Genomic DNA, 19,294 nt, shown 5'->3' on the forward strand with positions numbered 1-19,294 from the left:
CCTTACGCCTCCTTCGTCTCGTTGTTCTTCTCGTTTGCTTCCATTGCTTCCATGAGACCCTGGACTCTGGTCTCGTACTGCGCCGCGTTGAAGTTACGCGGGTCAGCCTGGTCGCCGTCAAAGCCTGCGGTCGGAACACCGAGGTCCTTCGTAAAGCGTCTCTGCATCTCTGCCATATAGCCGGACCACGGCTTGCAGGAGCGGTTGTAGTGCACCAGCACGCCATCAACCTTGTTGTCGCGGCAGATGCCCTCTCTCCACGCCACGCCCTGCTCGATGCAGACTGAGTTCGGCGCCTTGTAGTACGCTCTTGCCATGCCGTCCATGTCCTTGTAGACAAAGCCGAATGCCGGCGCATACACGACTGCCGTGACGTTGATGCCGTTCTCCTTCAGCGGCTTGAAGAGCTGCGGGAGCTTCGGCCAGCACGGAATACCCTCGAACATGATGCGCTTCTTCTCCGGGAACGGAAGCGTCGTCGTGCCTTCCTTCACATTCTCCTCGAGGTCGCGCGCGAGCTGCTCGAATGCTTCTGCGGTCTCGACCTTGCCGCGTGCGGTAACGATATCCGCCATGTGGTTGAAGAGGTCAAAACCGGACATCGGCGCCGGCTTGTACTGGAGATAATCACAGACCCTGAGCCATGCCGTTGCCGAACGGTTCGCGTTCGCACATGCCTGCTCGAACTTCTTCTCATCGAACTTCTTGCCGGAAATCTGCTCGAGCTGCTTGATTGCCGCATCGAACTGTGCGCGCACATACCTGACCTTGGAATCATCGACCTCGACATCGTTGTTGTACGGGATGTCGATCATGATGAGCGGGATGTTGTGAATGCGGGCAATGTTCTCGTACCACTTCGTCATGCAGTTGCAAATGTTGTTGCAGCAGAGGACAAAGTCGGGCATCGGCATCAGGTTCTGACGGATCGGCTTCAGAGCCTTTAAGCGCATTTCCTTCTCCGGACCGTCCGGAAGTGCCTCGATCTCGTTGATGTTCACGAGCTCCTCGTACGGAACCTGGGTCTTCGGATCCTTCTTCGGCTTGCCGGTCTCGGGATCGATAACCACATTGCCGTTCTCGTCCTTTAACGGCTTGCCGCTCGCCGGGTTGATGATGAACTCACCCGTCGCCGGATCAAACTTTCTGCCGACGCGGAAGCCCTCTGCGTACGCAAGGCTGATACGGGTATAACCGCAGATATCGTTATCATAGCCCATATCCTCCGCCGCCTGACAGAGCATTTCGCCGTCGCGGTTTGCCGCGATACCTGCTGCCTGGTTCTCCGGATAGACAACCTTCAGATCGAATGCCTCTGCGAGCTCGCAGGGGAACTTGGAAGAAGACCAGCCGACCGGCTCGCCGCGCTTCTTTGCCTCTCTCGCCTGCTCGTAAACATCGTCCACGACTTTACGGAGTGCAAGGACGCCGGGGCTCACTTTCTTCTTTGCCGGCTTCTTCGCTTCCGTGTTCTTTACTTCTTCTGCCATTTCAATCGCCTCTTTTCTAAATATGGCTTATGCCTTGGCGTGCTTTAACGCGCCCTGATATGCAAACAGTGCCGCGCCGAGCGCACCGTTGTACTGTGTGAGCGGGGAAGTCTTGATCTCACAGCTCAACTGCTCCTCCAAAGCCTTCACCACGCCGTGGTTCTGTGCGACACCGCCCGTCATGACAACATCCGGCACAAGACCCACTCGGTGCACAAGTCCTGCGACTCTACCCGCAATTGCCCTATGAATGCCCGCGATAATGTCCCGCTTGTCGGTGCCCTGCGCGAGCTGGCTGATGACCTCGCTCTCCGCAAAGACCGTGCAGGTGGAACTGATGCCGATGCGCTTCGTGGACTCCGCCGAGAGCTTCTCGAGATCCTCGATGTTGACCTCCAGAACCCGCGCCATGACATCCAGAAAACGTCCCGTTCCGGCCGCGCACTTGTCATTCATCTGGAAGTTGACCATCGCGCCGTTCTCGATCTTCAAGACCTTCACGTCCTGGCCGCCGATGTCAATGACGGTGTGCACCTTCGGAAACAGGAAAAACGCACCCTTTGCGTGACAGGAGAGCTCACTCATCTGCTTGTCCGCAATGCCCTCGAGAGAGTTGCGGCCGTAGCCAGTTGCGAGCGTGTAATCCATGTCCTCACGCGTCTTGCCCGCATTCTTCAGAACCTCCTCGATGGCGCGCTGAGGACCGGATGTACCGGTCCCCACGCTCACCAAGGATTTCGATACGATTTCCTTGCCGTCCTTCAGCATGATGCACTTGGAGGCAGTGGAACCGACGTCAATACCCAACGTGTAAATTGCCATAAAATCCTAACCTTCTAAACTTCTTTGCGAATGAGAGTTAAGCCTTTGCTCCCGCGGTCTTCGCGTTCTGGCCGTTCTCATCATAGTCCTTGATAATTCTCGGAAGAATCATCTGGTGAACTGGGCAAATGGACTTCGGATTCTGGTAAGCAGCATCCGCAAATGCCACGACATAGTTTCTGATCTTCGGCATATCGACGATCTCATCGACCAGACCTGCCTTTGCGCAGTAAGCCGGGGTCGAAGTGTCAATGTAGTGCTGAATCAGCTGGTTCATCTTGTCGATGGTGCCCTGGAGATCCTTGCCCGAATCCTGATCCTTCACGAGACGGCGGCTGTACATAGCGCCTGCCGCGGTCTTGCCGTACATGACGTTGATCTCGGTTGCAGCCGTACCGATCGAGAAGACGTTGTTGTCATTGCCCTGCGGGCCGCCGAGCACATAGTGTGCCGCCGCGGTACCCTTGCGGAGCGTAATCTCGAACATCGGGAGCTTCGTGGACTGAATCGAGTAAATCAGGCTCTGGCCGAGACCAAGCAGCTCTGCCTTCTCTGCCTCGTTGTCGACATCGATACCGGTCGTATCCTGCACCCAGATGATCGGGAGACGGTCGCGGCCGCAGAGGGTCACGAACTCGTTCATCTTGATCAGGCCCTGACGGTAGAGCTTGCCGCCCATACCCATAGCGCCCTTGCCTCTGTACTCCGGATAGTTCGGGTAGCCCTGCATTGCGAGCACGCCCTGACGGTTTGCGACGACGCCGACCGGGAGGCCGTTGACCTTCGCGATACCGGTGATCATCTCCGGGCCGTAGTCCTTCTTGTACTCCATGAACTCGCCGCCGTCGAGCAGTGCCTTCAGGACATTGTACATGTCATAGGTTCTGCGGGTGTTGCGCGGCACGATGTCATAGAGCTCTTCGCCCTGAATTGCCGGTGCCTTCGGCGTATCGACCCGGAAGAACTCCGGATTGAAGGCCGGCATATAGTCCATGTACTTCTTGATGGAATCCAGAACGCCGAACTCCTCCGCATAGACCTCGCGGAAGAAACCGGTCACGTTGTAGTGGATGGAGACGGAGCCCGGCGGGTCGTTCTTCATCTTTCTGGTCGCATCGATCATGCCCTGTGCGCCCTCAAGGTCAACGTACGGCTTCGAATCCATACCGCCGACAATGCCTGCGCCGCCGACTGCCATGTTTGCCTTCTCGTGTGCAATCAGAACGGTCGGGGAAATTGCGTGATAGCCGCCGCCTGCCGGGTTCGTGCCGTAGATGCCGACAATGACCGGAACGCCGAGCTGGTTGAGCTCCGAGTTGCGGTAGAACGGCGTGCCGCCGCCTCTGCGGTTCGGATAAACCTTCTCCTGCTCGTCGAGCTTAACGCCGGAGCAGTTCAGGATGTAAACCAGCGGAATGCCGAGCATCTTCGCCGTGTCGGAGCCGCGAAGCAGGTTGTCTGCCTGTCCGGGAACCCAAGCGCCCGCCATCTTCTTGTTGTCGGAAGCGATGATCACAGCCCACTTGCCGTTGATGCGGCCAAGGCCCTTGACAATGCCGGTCGAGACAATGCCGATCTTCTCCTCTGCGTTATCCTCCGGGTTGTAGAGCGTGTTGAGCGGGCAGAAAGTACCCTCGTCAACGAGCTGATTGATTCTCTCGAGCGCCGTGTACTGGCCCTTCGCGTGAATCTTGTCATCCGGCGTACCCGCAGAGAGAAGCTTCTCTGCGCGTGTGTGGATGTCCTGCTCGACTTCCTTTAACTCTTTCACGTTCTCCGGATTCGGTTTTGCAGCCGGCACATTCAGAACCTTCATGTTCTGGAAGTAGCGCGGCATGGTGTAATTACTCATTTTAAATCTCTCCTTAAAAGTGAGTTAACTGGTGGCTGAAATCTTCGCTTACTGCTTCGGAACCTTGATGAATGCCTGGCCGGGATCGATCTCCTCGCGAATCAGCTTGATGATCTCCGGGCTCGGTCCCTCCATGAGCTTTGCTCTGGACACATCGACATCAAAGCCGGTGTTCTCCTTGACCATCTCCGGGCTCGAGAAGGGATAGTAGTATGCGAGGTACATTCTCTTGGTCTCCTCGTCGAACTTCATGATGCCGAGATCCGTGACGACCATCTGCGGGCCTCTGTTGCCCGGAAGACCGGCTCTCTCTCTGCCGCCGGGGCCGTCCATCCAGCCCGGGCTCGTGACATAGTCGATCTTGTCCATAAATCTTCTCTTCTGGTGCTGCATCATGATGACCGTGTTGCAGTAGGTCGCGATGCCGTTTGCACCGCCGGAGCCCGTGAAACGGGTCTTCGGGTTGTTGTAGTCGCCGATACAGGTCGAGTTCACGTTGCCGTAGGGATCGATCTGTGCGCCGCCGATGAACGCAATCAGGCGCTCCTCGCCGTGCAGCCACTCATTTGCCTCGAAGCCGACAAAGCGGATGTTCGGCCACTGCACCGCGCAGTGTGCCATGAAGCGGAGATCGCCGACCGAACGCGGCACCTCGACCGGATCGCAGTCCATGAGACCGCTCTCCACAATCGGATGGCAGGACGGGCAAACCACGCGCTTCGCGAGGGAAGCGCCGATGAGCGGAAGTCCGGTTCCGACGATGACAATCTGATTCTCCTGAATATTCTTTGCAATGGCGTAAGCCTGCATCTCCTGCTTGGTATAATTCGTGTAATCAGCCATGTCTCTCTCCCCTCCTTTATCGCTTCGCGTAGCCGAGTCCCGGAATGACCTTCAGGCTCGCGAGATGCGCGCCGCCGATCTTGTCCAGAACATCGTTATTGTCCTTGCAGCTGTAAACCCACTTGTCCAGATAATCGCGGAAGGTCTCCGGGTTAACCGGTGCCGTGTACGGCAGGCCCTTCTTCTCGGCCTTCTCCTTCTCCTTTGCGATCTGACGCTCTGCGTCTTCCTTATCCTGGTACTTGGAAGCCTTGTCGTACTCCTTCAGAGCCTTGTCGTCGCAATCATAGTAGTTGTAGCACTGGGACGGCCAAGCGCCGAACGGCACGTGCACAACCGCGTTGACGCACTCGCCGAAGACCTTGTTCTGCGACGGCTCCTGGCGGATGTACTCGTTGCTCACGAGCTCCTCGCAGGTCACAATGACCTTTCTCGCCGCGACAGCGACATCGACATCGTGGAACTCATCGCCCTCGATCACGCAGGTGCCGTCCGGAGATGCCTTCTGCACGTGGATGATGGCGGTGTCAAGCTGCGGGGTCGGAACCGCGACAACCTTCTCGCCCGGGTTGAAGGGGTTCTCGACATACGCGAACTTTAAGTTGGTCAGCTTGTCGAGGGTCTGTCTCTTCTCCTCCGAGATGCCCCAGAAATCCGTGAGGCCGGAACCCTGCATGAGGCGCACCGGAAGGTACGGAAGGCCGAGGGAAGCAGCATGAAGCTGCAGCATCAGAACGTCCTGCGAGTAGTCCTCGTAGGTCAGGGTGCCTGCCTCGATCGCAGCGCGGAAGCGGCGGGACACGTTCGTGTAGCCGGAGTTCGCGGTATAGCAGTTGATGTATGCCTTGACGCGGCCCTCGCCGATCATCATATCCCAGTCACCGCCTGCCGGGCCCGCCCAGACAGTAAAATCGGTCTGTCCCTGGCGAAGGATCTCGAAAACAGCCGCATAGGGCTTCCGGTTCGTTGTAAATCCGCCGAAGCAAATCGCATCTCCGCTCTCGACATACTTTGCAACAGCATCATGTAAACTCATTACTTTATTCAAGGTAATGTCCTCCTTTCTCGAAACACCAAAACGATTTTGTTCTTGCCTGTATTGCCTCTGTTTCTATTGCAAAACGACTCAGTGCGCGAAGAAGGTCAGGAAGAATCCTGCCGCAACCGCAGAGCCGATGACGCCTGCCACGTTCGGTCCCATTGCATGCATCAAGAGGAAGTTGGTTCTGTCCGTCTTGGAGCCGACCGTCTGGGACACACGCGCTGCCATCGGGACAGCCGAAACACCTGCCGAACCGATGAGCGGGTTAATCTTGCCGCCGGTGACCGCGTAGAGAACCTTACCGAACACCACACCGCCGAAAGTCGAGAAGCTGAATGCTGCAAGACCCATGACGACAATTGCGAGCGTCTGCGGGCGAAGGAAGAGCTCGCCGCGCGCCGTCGCGCCGACCGAAAGGCCGAGGAAGATGGTACAGATGTTGCAGAGCGCGTTCTGCGCGACATCCGAAAGTCTCTCAACCACGCCGCACTCGCGGAACAGGTTGCCGAGCATCAGCATGCAGAGCAGCGGTGCGACATCCGGGAGAAGCAGGGACACGAGGCAGGCAACGAGGATCGGGAAGATAATCTTCTCGGCCTTCGAGACCTTTCTGAGCTGCTTCATCTTGACGCGGCGCTCCTTGTCCGTCGTCAGAAGGTTCATGATCGGCGGCTGAATCAGCGGAATCAGCGCCATGTAGCTGTACGCCGCGACCGCAATCGGTGCGACCAGCTCGGGAGCAAGGTTGTTTGCGACATAGATAGCGGTCGGGCCGTCAGCGCCGCCGATGATGCCGATAGCTGCAGCCTGCTGCGGGGTGAAAAGACCGGTCGCATTTGCAAAGATGAACGCGCAGTAGATACCGAGCTGTGCAGCCGCACCGAGCAGTAGCGAAATCGGGTTCGCAATCAGCGGACCGAAGTCCGTCATTGCGCCGACTGCGAGGAACATCATGCAGGGGAAGAAGCTGGACTTGACGCCCATGTACATGACGCCGAGAATACCTGCATCGTACCAGTGGTCCAGCTGGTAGAAATATTCGAAAGTGCCGGAGTGCGGCAGGTTCGACATGAAAATACCAAAGGAAATCGGGAGCAGCAAAAGCGGCTCGAACTGCTTTACAATGGCGAGATACATCAGGATAAACGAGAGGACCAGCATGACAAGCTGCTGCCAGGTCATCGTCGCGTATCCGGAACTCTTCAGCAGTCCCTCTACGATAGCAATCAGATTCACTGTAGGTTCCTCCTTCGCTTAGCTCAACGTGCCCATGACCTGGTCGGTATCCACCGTGTCACCCGTCTTCACGTTGATCGAAGCGACCGTACCGTCAACCGGCGCCACAATCTCATTCTCCATCTTCATTGCCTCGAGGACGAACATGGTCTGGCCTGCGCTGACCTTGTCGCCGACATTGACTTTGACGCCGAGCACGGAGCCGGGCATCGGGCTGGTCACGGACGTGCCGCCGGGCGCTGCCTTTGCCGCCGGTGCCGCTGCCGGAGCCGGGGTTGCCGCTGCCTTCGGAGCCGGTGCCGGTGCTACCGCTGCCGGAGTCGGCGCAGCTGCCTTCGGAGCCGGTGCCGCAACAGGCTGTACCGGTGTCGAGACGCCGGAAGCGATCTCCTCGCGGGTGAGCATGTGGAATGCGGACATGCGCTCCACTTCGACCTCGTACTTCTTGCCGTTCATGGTAACAACGTACTTCATCTTTGTAGCCTCCTGTTTTGTTCTTGGTTTACTTCAACTCTTTAATACTCGTGACATTGATCTCTTCTGGCGACGCATGAAGCTCCTCACAGATGACTGCGAGTATCATGGAGCAGACTTCATCACTGATGCCCGGCGGGTCCGGAATCGGTCTCGGCGCCGACTGCGCCGCCGCATTGCTGGATCCCATGACCTTGGCGAACACCAGGATGACCAGCGCAAGAATGATCAGCGTGACCATCACCACGCTGAGTCCCATGACAGACAGAAGTACGCTCTCAGGAACACCCATGGATGTGCTTGTCCACATACTACCCCTACCTCCTTTTTGATATGTACTCATTGTAACACAAGAGGCGCAAGATTCCTCCCCTTTGTTGTCAAAAAGCTAGCGCAAATTGTCTCAGTTTGGAAAAACCCGCCAAAAAACTGATTTATTTGGTGTACTTCTCTGCTGTTTCTTGCACAAATTTATTTTCGCCCAAAAAGTCCGTTAGGATACTCTACTTGCATCTTTTGCAACTTGTGTTATATTGTTGGTAAGGCGAGCGGAATATCCGCCTATTTATGCGGAAAGTCCGAACTCATCGCCCGAGGAGGTTCGTATGGAATCCAGAGACTACATTATTCAATATAAACAGGATGACCAGTGGCGCATGCACCGCCTGCACTATCACGAGGGCATAGAGCTCATGCTCGTGCTGACCGACGGCGGCGACTTTTTCATGGACCGGAAAATGTATCCGCTGAAGAAGAACACGCTTTTCATCCTGAATGCCAATACCTTACACCGCGACGAAAACGGCGCGGACGGCTCTGTCTTCAAGCGCTATGTGCTGCACATCCTGCCCTCGCTGCTCGACCAGCTCTCGACGCCGCAGACGGATTTTGCCGAGGCGCTGAAAAACAGCGGCGCCTGCATCCGCCTCACGGAGGAAGACAGCAAGCGCCTCGCGCGCCTGTTCGAGAAGCTCCGCATCAGCATGCCGCCCTCCTTCGGCACGGACATCTTGGAGCGCATCACGCTCTACGAGATTCTGCTCCTGGTCTGCAGCCGCATCCGCTCCACCAAGAAGGAGCACGGCACCTCGAATCAGGACTATAACCGCGTGCAGCCGATACTCGACTATCTCCGGAAGAACTGCACCGATCACCTGTCGCTCGACGAGCTCGCCGATCACTTCATGCTGAGCAAGCACTATCTCTGCCACATCTTTAAAAAGGGCACGGGCTTCTCTGTCATGGAATATGTGATTCAGCTTCGCATCATTACCGCCCAGCAACTTCTGCGCCAGGGCGCGAATGTCCAGGAGGCGAGCGAGAAATCCGGCTTCCAGACCTACTCCCACTTCATACGGACTTTCAACAGCTATGTCGGCGTCTCGCCGAAGAAATACGCAAAGCTCTACCGCCAGGGCGACCGCTATGCGGTCAATGCCGAAATTCACGGCATACGCAAGATGCGCGCCACCATGCCGGGCTAAGCGGCCAAAAAGAGTTGGTCCGCTGTTTTCCTCCAAACATACTGTTTCTAAGAAGATGTACGCAGAGAAAAGCCTTGTATATCAATGGTTTGAAGCACTTTATACCAACTCTTTTTGTCCATCCTTCATCTTGCTTCACAGAAGATAAAACCTCCGCGATGCTTGATTTCGCTAGCGTCACGGAGGTTTCTACCAACTCTTTTTGTCCTATAACTCCTGCTTCTCTGCGCGATGTTTGGATTTGCATCTTGCGGTGATTGCTCTCCCGGCTTTCATCAGATACTTTCTTCCGCTTCCCCCGTCCCGAAGCCCGGCGGGAATGCGAACTTCAATCCGACATCAAACGCAATTCTCGGTATGCGCAAAGCGTTTTTCTCGGCATCCGCAGAGATCACCGGTTCCCTGCCCAGCCCCGTACCGCAAACCACAGTACAGCATTTTCTCTCGGATTATGTCAATCAAGCTTTGCCCTGTGTCCCAAAGGCATTTGTTCTGTGTCAGGCGCAATTCTCCTCTCCGCTGCCGCGGCAGGAATGTCTCCGGCATCCTGCGAGAATGATTCCGTTCGCTCCGTTGCTGCCTGATGAGTGTGCATTCATGATAAGTCTTTGTAAAGCCACATGTAAACTTTGAGCACGGGTCCAAAATAAGAACATATGTTTCAGTGTCATATTCCGCTTTCAATGCCCGTTTTATGTCTGTTTTCATCCGCTTCCGCGCGAGAGCGGTGACGCAGCGAGGCGCTGTTGCTCTTTCTTATCATGAGATTTTCCGATTCGGCTTCTTTGCAGGATGCAAGTGCGGCGCACTATCGTCTATTCTTCTCCCCCTTCTTCTCGCCTTCGCCGGAGAGGAAGCGTGCGGTTCTCCGCTCACAGGTGGCGAAGGAGAGAAGTCAGCGCTGCCACAATGGCCCAGAGGAAGAGGGCACCGGCAAGGTAGAGCACCCACCGAAACACTTGCTTGATGTGCGTATTCTTCACCGCAGAAAAGCCAAAATAGAGCAAAGAGACCGGGGTCAGCGCGTAACCGCCGAGCAATCCAAAGTACCAGAGCCACGGGAGAAAGCGCGGAACCCCGATGCCCAGCGGCGCGGTCAAATTCATCCAGACGGTCGAGAGCGCACAGCAACAAAGGAGCCCCGCGGTCAGCGCATAGAGCTTACGAAACCGCAGTTCCCGCTGCCGCTTGTACAGCCAAAGCATGAGAAGCGCGAGTCCCAGCGGTATAACCACATTTGGAAATATGGGCACGAATACCTCCTTCCATCCGCCAAAGCATCTCATTGCGGAGTGAATCAGTTCGGTCAGGACATAGTAAAACCATGCGAGCCCGGCCGCCGAAAGCAGCGCAGCGCTCAGGCTTATCAGTTGCAACAGGGCCACGGGACAGCGCTGTGTATTCCCCGCCGCATCGAAAAAGTGCAGAAACGAAAGCAGGGCCAAAATATAGCCGAGGTAGAGCGTCCAAACTCGGACGGAATATGCCGACGCATACGCTGCGGAGCCGTACGGAAACACATAGCTGTGTGCAATATAAGCGAATATCCCGCAGCCGAATAAGAGCACCGTGAGGCTGTAAAGATGCCGATTCCAAATCAGCGCTCGCTGCAGCCTGCGCATACGGAGCAACGCAGGTAGCAGCGCAAACGGAAGCAGCAGATTCATCAGAAACGGAAGCAGGTGATTCAAAAACAGCTCCATACCGCTCTCCTTTCGCTTCGCGCCGAATAAAGGCGAACCTCCGCCCCCGCTCCTCTCACTGTACGAGCAGTTGGGAAATAATCTTGACAAAGAGCAGCACCAGCACGAGCAAGAGGACAGGGCGTATGGCCTTACTCCCCCGCTTTAAAGCAAGTCCCGCACCGAGATAGGCGCCTATCATATTGCAGAGCGCCGCGCTGAGGCCGAGCGGGATTAAGACGGTACCGTGCATCAGGAAAACGATGAGCGAACTCAAGTTGGTCGCCAGATTAATGGCCTTTGCCTGCCCGTTCGCGCTCTTTAAGCCGAGGCGCGACCAGACATTTAAGAGCACAATCAAAAAGGTACCCGTGCCCGGGCCGTAGAGCCCGTCGTAAATGCCGACTAGGAAGGCCGAGGCCGCAGCGGTCGCATAGGTGCGCCCCGTAATTTGCTCTTCCTCCGGGCTCCGGTCGCGGAGCAGCTTCTTATTCAGCACCAGAAAGGCGACAAAGGGCAGGATGACGAGCAGGATAATCAAGGTCATCCGCTCCGGCATACGGAGGGAAAGCCTCGCGCCGATCGAAGCGCCCACAAAGGCCGCCGCGACCGCGGGGAGCGCCAGCCGCTTTTCAATCATGCCCTGCTTCGCAAAGCGTCCGGTCGCGAGCGTGGTCCCGAAAACCGCCGAAAACTTATTGGTGCCGATGGCCGTGTGCACCGGAATCCCGGCAAAGAGGTAGGCGGGCAGGGAAATCAGACCGCCCCCGCCGCCGATGGCGTCTACAAAGCCCGCCAGAAAAACCAGCGGGCATACAATCAAAAAAGTTGTGATATTCATTGTTTTCTCAGGCGATGTGAACGTTCACTTCCTCGCGATACATCTTCTCGGGGAAGAAGCGGCGATAGAAGCGATCCAAAATGTGCCGAATTTCCGCGGCGGAGTGCGACGTAGCGCCGCCTGCCTCGAGGATGCGGTAGTTCATGCCGCAGACCTCCGCGCGCACGCGGGTCTCACGGACACCGTTCCGGAGATAAAACGCGCGGCGGCGAAGGCGCACGGCCTCCTCTTCATCGTCCGCGGCGTGGTCCGGATCCTCAATCTCGCCGAGTATGGTCTCGGCGTCGTCGATGTGTGCCTCCATCTCCCGCAAAAAGTCAGTCCCGATTCCGCTGCCGCGTTCCGATTCCTTGACGGCAAAGTAGTCGAGCAGATAGTGGTGTCCCTCTTCCGCCTTTTCCCGCGCAAAGAGCGCGTAGGCGAGAAGGTCGTGATTCTCGCTGTTGTCGCGGATCGCGAGCGGCAGATAATGCCCCGTCTCGTAGAGCTCTTGCATCTTCGGGAAGGGCTTTAATTCTACCTCCGGAAAATCTTCCTGCATTCTCGTCTCAAAGAGCTTCCGCAGTGCGGGCAGATTGAGCTTTTCCACTCGGATCCGCTTGGTACAGTCTGTGTCCGCCGTCTGTTTTCGTTTCAGTTCGTGTCGCATGATTCATTTCTCCTTTTTTCTTTCCTGTTTTCGTCCCGCGCCTTGCGGGGTATAAACCGTTCCTTGTGGGTGAGCGCATAATAAAAGAGGTACTGCTGTAAAATACCCGCGTGTTTCCGGGCAATCAAGGGATCCACACCCTGATAGCCCTCGCTCACAATGCGCTGCATCCAGACGTCCGAGGGCACGCGCTCCGTTCTGCCGTAGCCAAAGAGCATCACGCAGTTCGCGACCTTCTTCCCGACGCCGTGTACGCTCTGCAGTTCCGCAAAGAGTTCCTCATCCGGCAGGTCCCGAACCGCATCGAGATCAAGTCTTCCGTCTGCCACGCGGCGCGCGGCATCCAGCACATAAGGCGCGCGGTAGCCGAGCCCCAGATTCCGCAAGCTTTCCTCAGAGCTTCCTGCAAGTACCTCCGGCTTCGGAAACAGGAAGACTGTCTCCCCGGAAGGCGCCTCGGTCGCCTCGCCGTAAGCCTCAGCGAGCTCGCGAACCGCGGTCCGTATGGCCGGAATAGACTTTCGCTGCGAGAGCACAAAGGAAACCAGCATCTCAAACGGCTCTTGACGAAGTACCCGTATGCCGTCGCCGTGAACCGTCGCCTCGGCGAGCAAGGTATCTCCGCTCTCGAAGATATCGCGCTGTATGGCGCTGTAGTCGCGCTCCAGGTCAAAGTAGGTGCGCCATACTTTATCCCAGGATTCCGCATCACAGGAGACTTCCACGGCGCAGTCGCCGCGCTGTCTTAACTCCAGCACCTCGTTTCCCGAGATAAAGCGGAACACACCGTCCCCGATTTCACCGGGGCGAAAACACTGTCCGCTGTCCGCTATCTTCCGTAAACTCAGCGCTTCCCTGAGCTCTATGGTACGAAACTTCCGCACAAGTCCTCCTTGGTCTACATAAGCGTTATGCTACTATCCTAACCCAAATTCAAAAAGCCGTCAAATCGGCAAGAAAAAAGCCACCCGAAATGGTGGGTGCCCATAATACAGGAAGCAACAAATTCTCTATGATTATGGCATCTGACAGCCGAGTTTAGTAAAAAATATAATGAGCGATACTTAGTTTAAATGACCAGGCATCGCTCATTTTCGTATGCGACAAACTTCCCTTTTCCTGTTTCATCCAGTACAATCTAAATGAAAACAGCAGATTGATTGGAGGTGCGATTATGGCTCAGAGCTTACCTTATACCCAATGCGGTGATTATTTTGTCGTGGTCAGCGCTTTTTGTAACACCACTGCTTAATGGTACACTCCGCTCTCTTTTCAAACGGAATCAGATATCCGTTATACGTGTGTGGGCGTGCCTGATTGTACCAATCGTAAGCAAGCTCTGAAACGGCATAACCGGTTCTGCTGCAGTTTCAAAACGATACTGATAAATCAGCTCGGTCTTTAAGGTATTGTAATAGCGCTCCATCGGCGCATTGTCATACGGACAGCCCGCACGGCTTATGCTTTGAGAAATCCCGAGCTTCCGGCAATGTTGTACAAACTCTGCGGAAGTAAACTGGCTTCCTTGATCCAAGTGCAAAATCAGGTTTTGTGGGATAGCCTTTGCACTCGACAACGCTGTTTCAAGCGTACGCACGGCTAGGGAACTCGTGATAAAAGAGCTGTTTTCACTGGCAACAATACTTCTGTCATATAAATCAATAATGGAACAACTATAGCGCATGGTTTCATTTGTCAGTGTCATATATATGAAATTGGTACACCACACATGATTCGGCTACTCAGGAGAAAAATTCCGCTTTAATAGATTCAGGAAAATTTTATGAGCTAATCCCCGATGGTATGCGGGTCTCTTTCAGCGACAAATTGAGTGTAATTGTAGTTCACGATTCATGTACTTGTGGACTGTTGTTTTGCTCAATGAGATTCCTTCTCTTTGCAGAAATGCCTTCATTTTACGGTACCACATGACACCATGAGAATCATGGTAAAGTGCTTGAATCCGTTGACAACAATGAGATTTTTGAGCGAGATAACCCGCTTTCGCATTTCTGAGGTAGTTGTAATATGCATTTGGATGAATGTGTAGCTTTTTAAAAAGCCATCTCAATCCAAACTCCTGCTTATACTCATCAAGGAAACGATATGCCACTAATCGATTCCTTTCGCAAAGAATGCCACTGCTTTTTTAAGAAGCTGTTCCCCTTTTCTAATTCGGCTTTTTCACGCCGGAGACGACGAAGTTCTTCTATCATCTCTAACTGAGACTTCTCCTCATCATTGTTTTGGCATTCTTCGCGATACGAGCGTACCCAGTTGGAAACAGTGGCTCTGGATATGCCGTACTCAGCCACAAGGCTGGCAATCGTGCGTCCATCCTGAATGTGCCACGAACAACCTTTCGTCTGGTTTCGTCTGAAATTCAAGTCATGTATTTTTCTCCTCTGCTGACATTATAATCTATCAGGCAGAGGTGTTACAAATTCACTGTACCACTACATACAATCAGCCGTGCAGCTAATTGCTGCCTGGCTGATTGCGACAATAACGGTCACAGAGGAGATAAAAATGAGCATTTTTCAAAAATCTGATATAGGTGCACAGGCTGCTTGGAAAGGATTCTCATCCCAAACGCTATATATTTCCCACAGACTAATTTCCGACAAAAATGGATATGAGTACTACCCAGAAGATATTGAGGATTTGGTGATTAAAAAGGATGGAGTCGTAGTAGAGGCTGTTCAGGTTAAAAACATCTCTGCCGACCTAACACTTTCAAGCCTTGCAGCAACAAAAACATCCAAAGGCGGCGAAGGATTTTTCAATCGCATGTGTAGCTTACATGCACAAAATCCATCCTTCCACCGCATTAAGGTTGTCTACTTTAATACTCTTGGTGTTGAACTACAAGAAATGCAATCTGGGAAAGCTGTCACCAAAAAGGCTTTAACGAAGAGACTTGTAGACAAACACGGATTGTCTGAGTCAGAGGCCGTATGGTTGATTGATTCTCTGTGTTTTGAGAAAGTCAATCTTGATGATTTGGATTTGAATATTCAAACTCAGATCAGCGACTATGTTCCGGTAATGTCTGCGCCTGCACTGGCCAAAGACCTATTGATTCAATATGTTTCTGTACTTTCTAAAAGCAAAGGGTACACCACACTAAAAATGTGGCAAGATAAAATCCACGATATTGGAACAAATATTGCTGCAATAGATGGATTTTACAAAGAATACAATAAATCTCTTGTTCGCTTAAGTGAACTGCGGCTAAATAGCAATAATGAACAGCTGAAACAAGAGTATTTGCAAGGTGTGTCTGCGCATCCTACACATATTCGTAACAATTTAGATTTCAAGCGAAACTATTGGATAGGAGAAATCCAAGCAGCAATCAATAGTAAAGGTGTCGCAATCCTTAAGGGGGTTTCTGGACAAGGAAAATCTACCCTTTGTTACCGCTACTTAATTGATACATATCCTGAATGCTGCGTGTTTTGTGTGCGTTCCATTGCTAACGAAGGGCAAGCACAGAATTTGGTTACAGCGTTAGATGGGCTTGGCAAGTATAATAAAAATTTAATCATCTATATTGATGTACAGCCAGGTGAAACACTTTGGGCATTTTTGCTGCAAGAGTTACAATCTCGTGGTCTTTCCATTCCAGTGCTTATCTCCATTCGAGATGAAGATTATAATCTAACACCAATTAGCGGAAAGGCGATCCAATGTGGGATTGTGGAGTTGGCTTTATCTAAGGAGGAAGCTGCACACATTTATAGTTCTTTTACAGAAACACAGCCTCATACTGAACACAGAACTTTCGAAGAAGCATGGCAGTCTTTTGGTGGACAAGGCCCATTGATTGAATTTGTATTTTTGTTGACAAATAATCGGACCTTGACTCAGCGCCTCCACGGGCAGATCGATGCGTTGCTACAAGAAGGTGTTTCGGATGAATGGTTAGAATTACTTCAGTTGGTTTGTTACGCAGGACGATTAGGATGTGCTGTTAATCTTACTGCCGTAAAAAACGTAACTCATTGTTCTACAATGCACGCTGCCATTAGACGTCTGAAAGATGAGTACCTCATCAGAGAAGTTGATGAAAACACCATTGAAGCACTTCATCCTGTCCGTGCGAAAATTGTTTTTGATGCGTTGTGCGATCAAATTTGCACCGGAGCAAGAGAGGTTGTGTTCAAGGCTCTTTCGTGTATATCTTCACAAAATGTGAGAGTGGTTTTGTTGGATTACTTCTCTAACCAGAACCAGCAATATGACATTGAAGATGTACAGCGTCTCTCTCAAATAAGATTCCTTGACTGGATAGGATATGCAAATGCTATCAGGTCAATGCTTTGGTTAGATGCGAAGCGTTATGTTGAGGGAAACATGACATTCATTAGCTCTGTGGTAAAAAAACGTGGCAAAGGTTGGCTCTGTTTTTTACCCATTGACCTTTCTGGTATTGAGCGATCAGATGATCTAATTGCAGATGGAATGAAAGATTTATCTAATGTCAATAAAGTAGATTTACAGAATGCCATCGATGAAGTCAAGAAGTCTCTAACCTCTCTCTCAATCAATTATCAAGCAACAGACTATTTTGTGAATAATTGTGTGGTGCCATCAGTTTTGCCTAATACAGACGCTGAGCGATCATCGTTTGGATATGCGCTATTTTGGATGGCAAAGCGTGATTTTAATGTGACATTACCATTCAAGACTGATGAAATCGTTGCCAGCATATGTGCGGGCGAACTCCAGCCGTCTGCTGATGCGATACGTGGACTCTTTGAACATCCTACATTGCTGGAAAGCTATCAGGCTGCCGCGGATGTATTAGTGGAAAAACTCATCTATGAAATGCAAGTTCTTACTTTTTCGATTACAAATGATGAAGTGTCTTGTAAATTCATTCCGTCTATTTCGACAGAAACAGGGTTTCCGGAGAACACGAAAAATACAAATCAGTATTGGCGAATTAAAATGCTGGATATTTTAAAGCAACTGTATCCAGAGAAAGAGTATATTGATATTGAGTTGATTGGTGTTGATCTCCTTCGGGATTTGGGAATTGAAGCGCTGGATTATAAACTTCATATCCATAAGAGCAATCGCCATAATGCATGGGTATCTGAATTGAATGGATGGATACCTACACGAATAGATTATAGTTTGCGTCCTTCTTCGTGGCAGGAATATGTAGCCGATATTGACAAAATAAGAATCAATGTCAATGATTTGATTGCTGAGACAATTAAGCTCATTGATGATGTATACAGAAAAGGGAGGTATACACAGGATCGAGGAAAAAGCGTTGATAATCGGCTAAAAGTGTTTAAAGAACACACCTTTGCCGAAAATCTACTTCCCACTTTTGCTGTTGATCCGTACTGTCTTTATTCTGAAGGAAACGAAAAAAGCCCTGTTGCAGAGTATTATACAATGCGTCAATTGCTTTCGGTTGGTAAGTATGAGAATTTTAGAAAACGATTGAATGATGTGTATTCCTCGTTGGATAATTTTTACAATCACTTTGCTGAAGTTCTTCATGCAAGAATTAATAAGCAAGATATTAGCATTGTTAAGAATCCAAGACTCGCTATGTTTAATCTTTATTCTGCGGCTAAAGCCCTCGTGGACTTCCAGAAAGAGTATGAATTGTTGTTTTCCGAATACAGTTCACTTAAGGAGGATTTTGCAAAGCAAGAACTTGAGAATATTCTTACTTTAGTTAATGTTTGGCGTTATGTGCTTGATAATCAACCGAAAGGTTGCGCCATTGCTTATGATTCAAAACAAAAATATCGCAAGGGAACAAACTATTTTTGTGATACGCTCTCAAAAGCAGTTACGGCAGTGAATGGTACCCTTCTTAAAGATAATAAACATGCCTACATCATTGTTGATTACAATATGGAAGAGAATAATACCTTTGAGAATGAATATACCAGAATCGTGATGACGATCAGAAATGTATTTAGAAACAGTATTTTGCCATCAAGTGATAGATGGTATTTGGAAACACAATCCTTAGAGTTAGTATATGTACCTGTTTTTTCTGGTGTGCTCTCGCCGGCAGTATACTCGATTCCGTTCTATAAACTTTTGGATACAGATGAATCCCGCATAGCAAAACCGATGTATCCGTGTGAAATAGAACCTGTGCTAATTGAAAAAATGAACGCAACAAATTCTTTGAAGCTGTGGATTGAGTCCATGAAAAAACTTGGTGAAATGAAATTATACCTTCAGAGGTATCAGCAAATTGTTCAAGTGCCTGTTGATGACAACTGCCTTTGCAGTATAGCTGCATACACAGAAATGCTGATTAACCAAATCAATACATTGTGGAACGACTTCATTTCGGTCGAAGATCTCGTAAGCGAACTGATTGAAACTGCTAATGAGCAAAATAGTGAGTTGCTAAATGTTGTAAAACTTTTCTTTAATTGTTACGAAAAACTCGAAACTGTAATAAGAACACAAAATGATCCGAGCGAACTTATACAAACAATCGAAATGGTATCCATCATAATGTTTCTCTTATTGCCTTCAGTATCGTAAATTATTTTAATATCCAATATAAAAAAGAGTCCGTCTATTGGCATTTTGTTAATTGATGGACTCTTTGCTATACGTTGAAAGCGTTATAAACGATATATAAGGTTGGGAAGTATAATCCCCATCAACTCGTCGGGAATAAAAAATAACTTCTGCGCAAATTGATCAGAAGTTGAAATTGTCAGTTATCAGCTCTGACTTCGTGCCAAGTTGGCACGAGCTTACTTCTCGCCAACTTGGCGAGAGATATAATTCATACCCTTTTACTTGTTTCTAATTTGGGAACAAGTCAGATCGTAAGAACGCTTAATTTCACTTGTTCCCAAATTGGGTATATTCTAGACT

General features: G+C 51.3%; 14 protein-coding genes and 1 pseudogene. 2 read left to right on the forward strand and 13 right to left on the reverse strand.

Annotated elements, in window-relative coordinates; all coding sequences use genetic code 11:
• Positions 1–2: 2 nt before the first annotated feature.
• The 8 genes from hgdA to HMPREF9623_RS04285 all read right to left on the reverse strand — a co-directional run bounded on the left by hgdA (position 3) and on the right by HMPREF9623_RS04285 (position 8,069).
• Positions 3–1,490, reverse strand: coding sequence for a (R)-2-hydroxyglutaryl-CoA dehydratase subunit alpha (hgdA, locus tag HMPREF9623_RS04250; protein ID WP_009532661.1), 1,488 nt, complete (start codon positions 1,488–1,490; stop codon positions 3–5).
• Positions 1,491–1,517: 27 nt separating this feature from the next.
• Complete coding sequence (hgdC, locus tag HMPREF9623_RS04255; RefSeq protein ID WP_009532662.1) at positions 1,518–2,312, reverse strand: (R)-2-hydroxyglutaryl-CoA dehydratase activase HgdC; 795 nt, start codon at positions 2,310–2,312, stop codon at positions 1,518–1,520.
• A 37-nt stretch (positions 2,313–2,349) separates the two neighbouring features.
• The gene (locus HMPREF9623_RS04260) at positions 2,350–4,164 is read right to left on the reverse strand and encodes an acyl-CoA carboxylase subunit beta (RefSeq protein WP_009532663.1); all 1,815 of its coding nucleotides are present in this window, start codon (positions 4,162–4,164) and stop codon (positions 2,350–2,352) included.
• 48 nt (positions 4,165–4,212) lie between these two features.
• Positions 4,213–5,007: a glutaconate CoA-transferase subunit B gene (gene gctB / locus HMPREF9623_RS04265; protein WP_009532664.1), complete on the reverse strand. Its 795-nt coding sequence runs from the start codon at positions 5,005–5,007 to the stop codon at positions 4,213–4,215.
• 16 nt (positions 5,008–5,023) lie between these two features.
• Positions 5,024–6,055 carry a glutaconate CoA-transferase subunit A gene (gctA, locus tag HMPREF9623_RS04270; RefSeq protein WP_009532665.1) on the reverse strand — a complete coding sequence of 344 codons (1,032 nt, stop codon included), beginning with the start codon at positions 6,053–6,055 and terminating at the stop codon, positions 5,024–5,026.
• Between the two features lie 78 nt (positions 6,056–6,133).
• Positions 6,134–7,231, reverse strand: coding sequence for a sodium ion-translocating decarboxylase subunit beta (locus tag HMPREF9623_RS04275; RefSeq protein WP_050806342.1), 1,098 nt, complete (start codon positions 7,229–7,231; stop codon positions 6,134–6,136).
• Positions 7,232–7,303: 72 nt separating this feature from the next.
• Positions 7,304–7,759: a biotin/lipoyl-containing protein gene (locus HMPREF9623_RS04280; protein ID WP_009532667.1), complete on the reverse strand. Its 456-nt coding sequence runs from the start codon at positions 7,757–7,759 to the stop codon at positions 7,304–7,306.
• Positions 7,760–7,787: 28 nt separating this feature from the next.
• Positions 7,788–8,069, reverse strand: coding sequence for an OadG family protein (locus HMPREF9623_RS04285; RefSeq protein ID WP_009532668.1), 282 nt, complete (start codon positions 8,067–8,069; stop codon positions 7,788–7,790).
• A 295-nt stretch (positions 8,070–8,364) separates the two neighbouring features.
• On the opposite strand from HMPREF9623_RS04285, the gene HMPREF9623_RS10830 reads away from it, so the two are divergent.
• A complete protein-coding gene (locus tag HMPREF9623_RS10830) occupies positions 8,365–9,243 on the forward strand; it encodes an AraC family transcriptional regulator (RefSeq protein ID WP_009532669.1) in 879 nt (292 codons plus the stop codon).
• Between the two features lie 872 nt (positions 9,244–10,115).
• Here the strand turns inward: HMPREF9623_RS10830 and HMPREF9623_RS04295 are convergent.
• From HMPREF9623_RS04295 to HMPREF9623_RS11130, 5 genes and pseudogenes are all read right to left on the reverse strand, one after another.
• Positions 10,116–10,946 carry a hypothetical protein gene (locus tag HMPREF9623_RS04295; RefSeq protein ID WP_009532670.1) on the reverse strand — a complete coding sequence of 277 codons (831 nt, stop codon included), beginning with the start codon at positions 10,944–10,946 and terminating at the stop codon, positions 10,116–10,118.
• Positions 10,947–11,001: 55 nt separating this feature from the next.
• A complete protein-coding gene (locus tag HMPREF9623_RS04300) occupies positions 11,002–11,766 on the reverse strand; it encodes a sulfite exporter TauE/SafE family protein (protein ID WP_009532671.1) in 765 nt (254 codons plus the stop codon).
• Positions 11,767–11,773: 7 nt separating this feature from the next.
• Positions 11,774–12,415: a GNAT family N-acetyltransferase gene (locus tag HMPREF9623_RS04305; RefSeq protein ID WP_009532672.1), complete on the reverse strand. Its 642-nt coding sequence runs from the start codon at positions 12,413–12,415 to the stop codon at positions 11,774–11,776.
• Positions 12,400–13,299: a DNA-3-methyladenine glycosylase family protein gene (locus HMPREF9623_RS04310; protein WP_009532673.1), complete on the reverse strand. Its 900-nt coding sequence runs from the start codon at positions 13,297–13,299 to the stop codon at positions 12,400–12,402. Before HMPREF9623_RS04310 ends, HMPREF9623_RS04305 begins: the two co-directional genes overlap by 16 nt.
• 339 nt (positions 13,300–13,638) lie before the next feature.
• Positions 13,639–14,802, reverse strand: a pseudogene (locus HMPREF9623_RS11130) (IS3 family transposase).
• Between the two features lie 142 nt (positions 14,803–14,944).
• Between HMPREF9623_RS11130 and HMPREF9623_RS04320 the strand changes: the two are divergent.
• A complete protein-coding gene (locus HMPREF9623_RS04320; RefSeq protein ID WP_009532674.1) occupies positions 14,945–18,952 on the forward strand; it encodes a P-loop NTPase family protein in 4,008 nt (1,335 codons plus the stop codon).
• Positions 18,953–19,294: the final 342 nt, after the last annotated feature.

Source organism: Stomatobaculum longum, from assembly GCA_000242235.1.
In the GTDB taxonomy this organism is placed as follows: domain Bacteria; phylum Bacillota; class Clostridia; order Lachnospirales; family Lachnospiraceae; genus Moryella; species Moryella longum.

Excerpts from the sequence above, each read along its gene's own strand:
- gctB (WP_009532664.1), bottom strand. The coding sequence starts at position 5,007 with ATGGCTGATTACACGAATTATACCAAGCAGGAGATGCAGGCTTACGCC.
- HMPREF9623_RS04295 (WP_009532670.1), bottom strand. The coding sequence starts at position 10,946 with ATGGAGCTGTTTTTGAATCACCTGCTTCCGTTTCTGATGAATCTGCTG.
- HMPREF9623_RS04285 (WP_009532668.1), bottom strand. The coding sequence starts at position 8,069 with ATGTGGACAAGCACATCCATGGGTGTTCCTGAGAGCGTACTTCTGTCT.
- hgdC (WP_009532662.1), bottom strand. The coding sequence starts at position 2,312 with ATGGCAATTTACACGTTGGGTATTGACGTCGGTTCCACTGCCTCCAAG.
- HMPREF9623_RS04280 (WP_009532667.1), bottom strand. The coding sequence starts at position 7,759 with ATGAAGTACGTTGTTACCATGAACGGCAAGAAGTACGAGGTCGAAGTG.
- HMPREF9623_RS04320 (WP_009532674.1), top strand. The coding sequence starts at position 14,945 with ATGAGCATTTTTCAAAAATCTGATATAGGTGCACAGGCTGCTTGGAAA.
- HMPREF9623_RS04260 (WP_009532663.1), bottom strand. The coding sequence starts at position 4,164 with ATGAGTAATTACACCATGCCGCGCTACTTCCAGAACATGAAGGTTCTG.
- HMPREF9623_RS10830 (WP_009532669.1), top strand. The coding sequence starts at position 8,365 with ATGGAATCCAGAGACTACATTATTCAATATAAACAGGATGACCAGTGG.
- HMPREF9623_RS04300 (WP_009532671.1), bottom strand. The coding sequence starts at position 11,766 with ATGAATATCACAACTTTTTTGATTGTATGCCCGCTGGTTTTTCTGGCG.
- HMPREF9623_RS04305 (WP_009532672.1), bottom strand. The coding sequence starts at position 12,415 with ATGCGACACGAACTGAAACGAAAACAGACGGCGGACACAGACTGTACC.
- HMPREF9623_RS04275 (WP_050806342.1), bottom strand. The coding sequence starts at position 7,231 with ATGACCTGGCAGCAGCTTGTCATGCTGGTCCTCTCGTTTATCCTGATG.
- hgdA (WP_009532661.1), bottom strand. The coding sequence starts at position 1,490 with ATGGCAGAAGAAGTAAAGAACACGGAAGCGAAGAAGCCGGCAAAGAAG.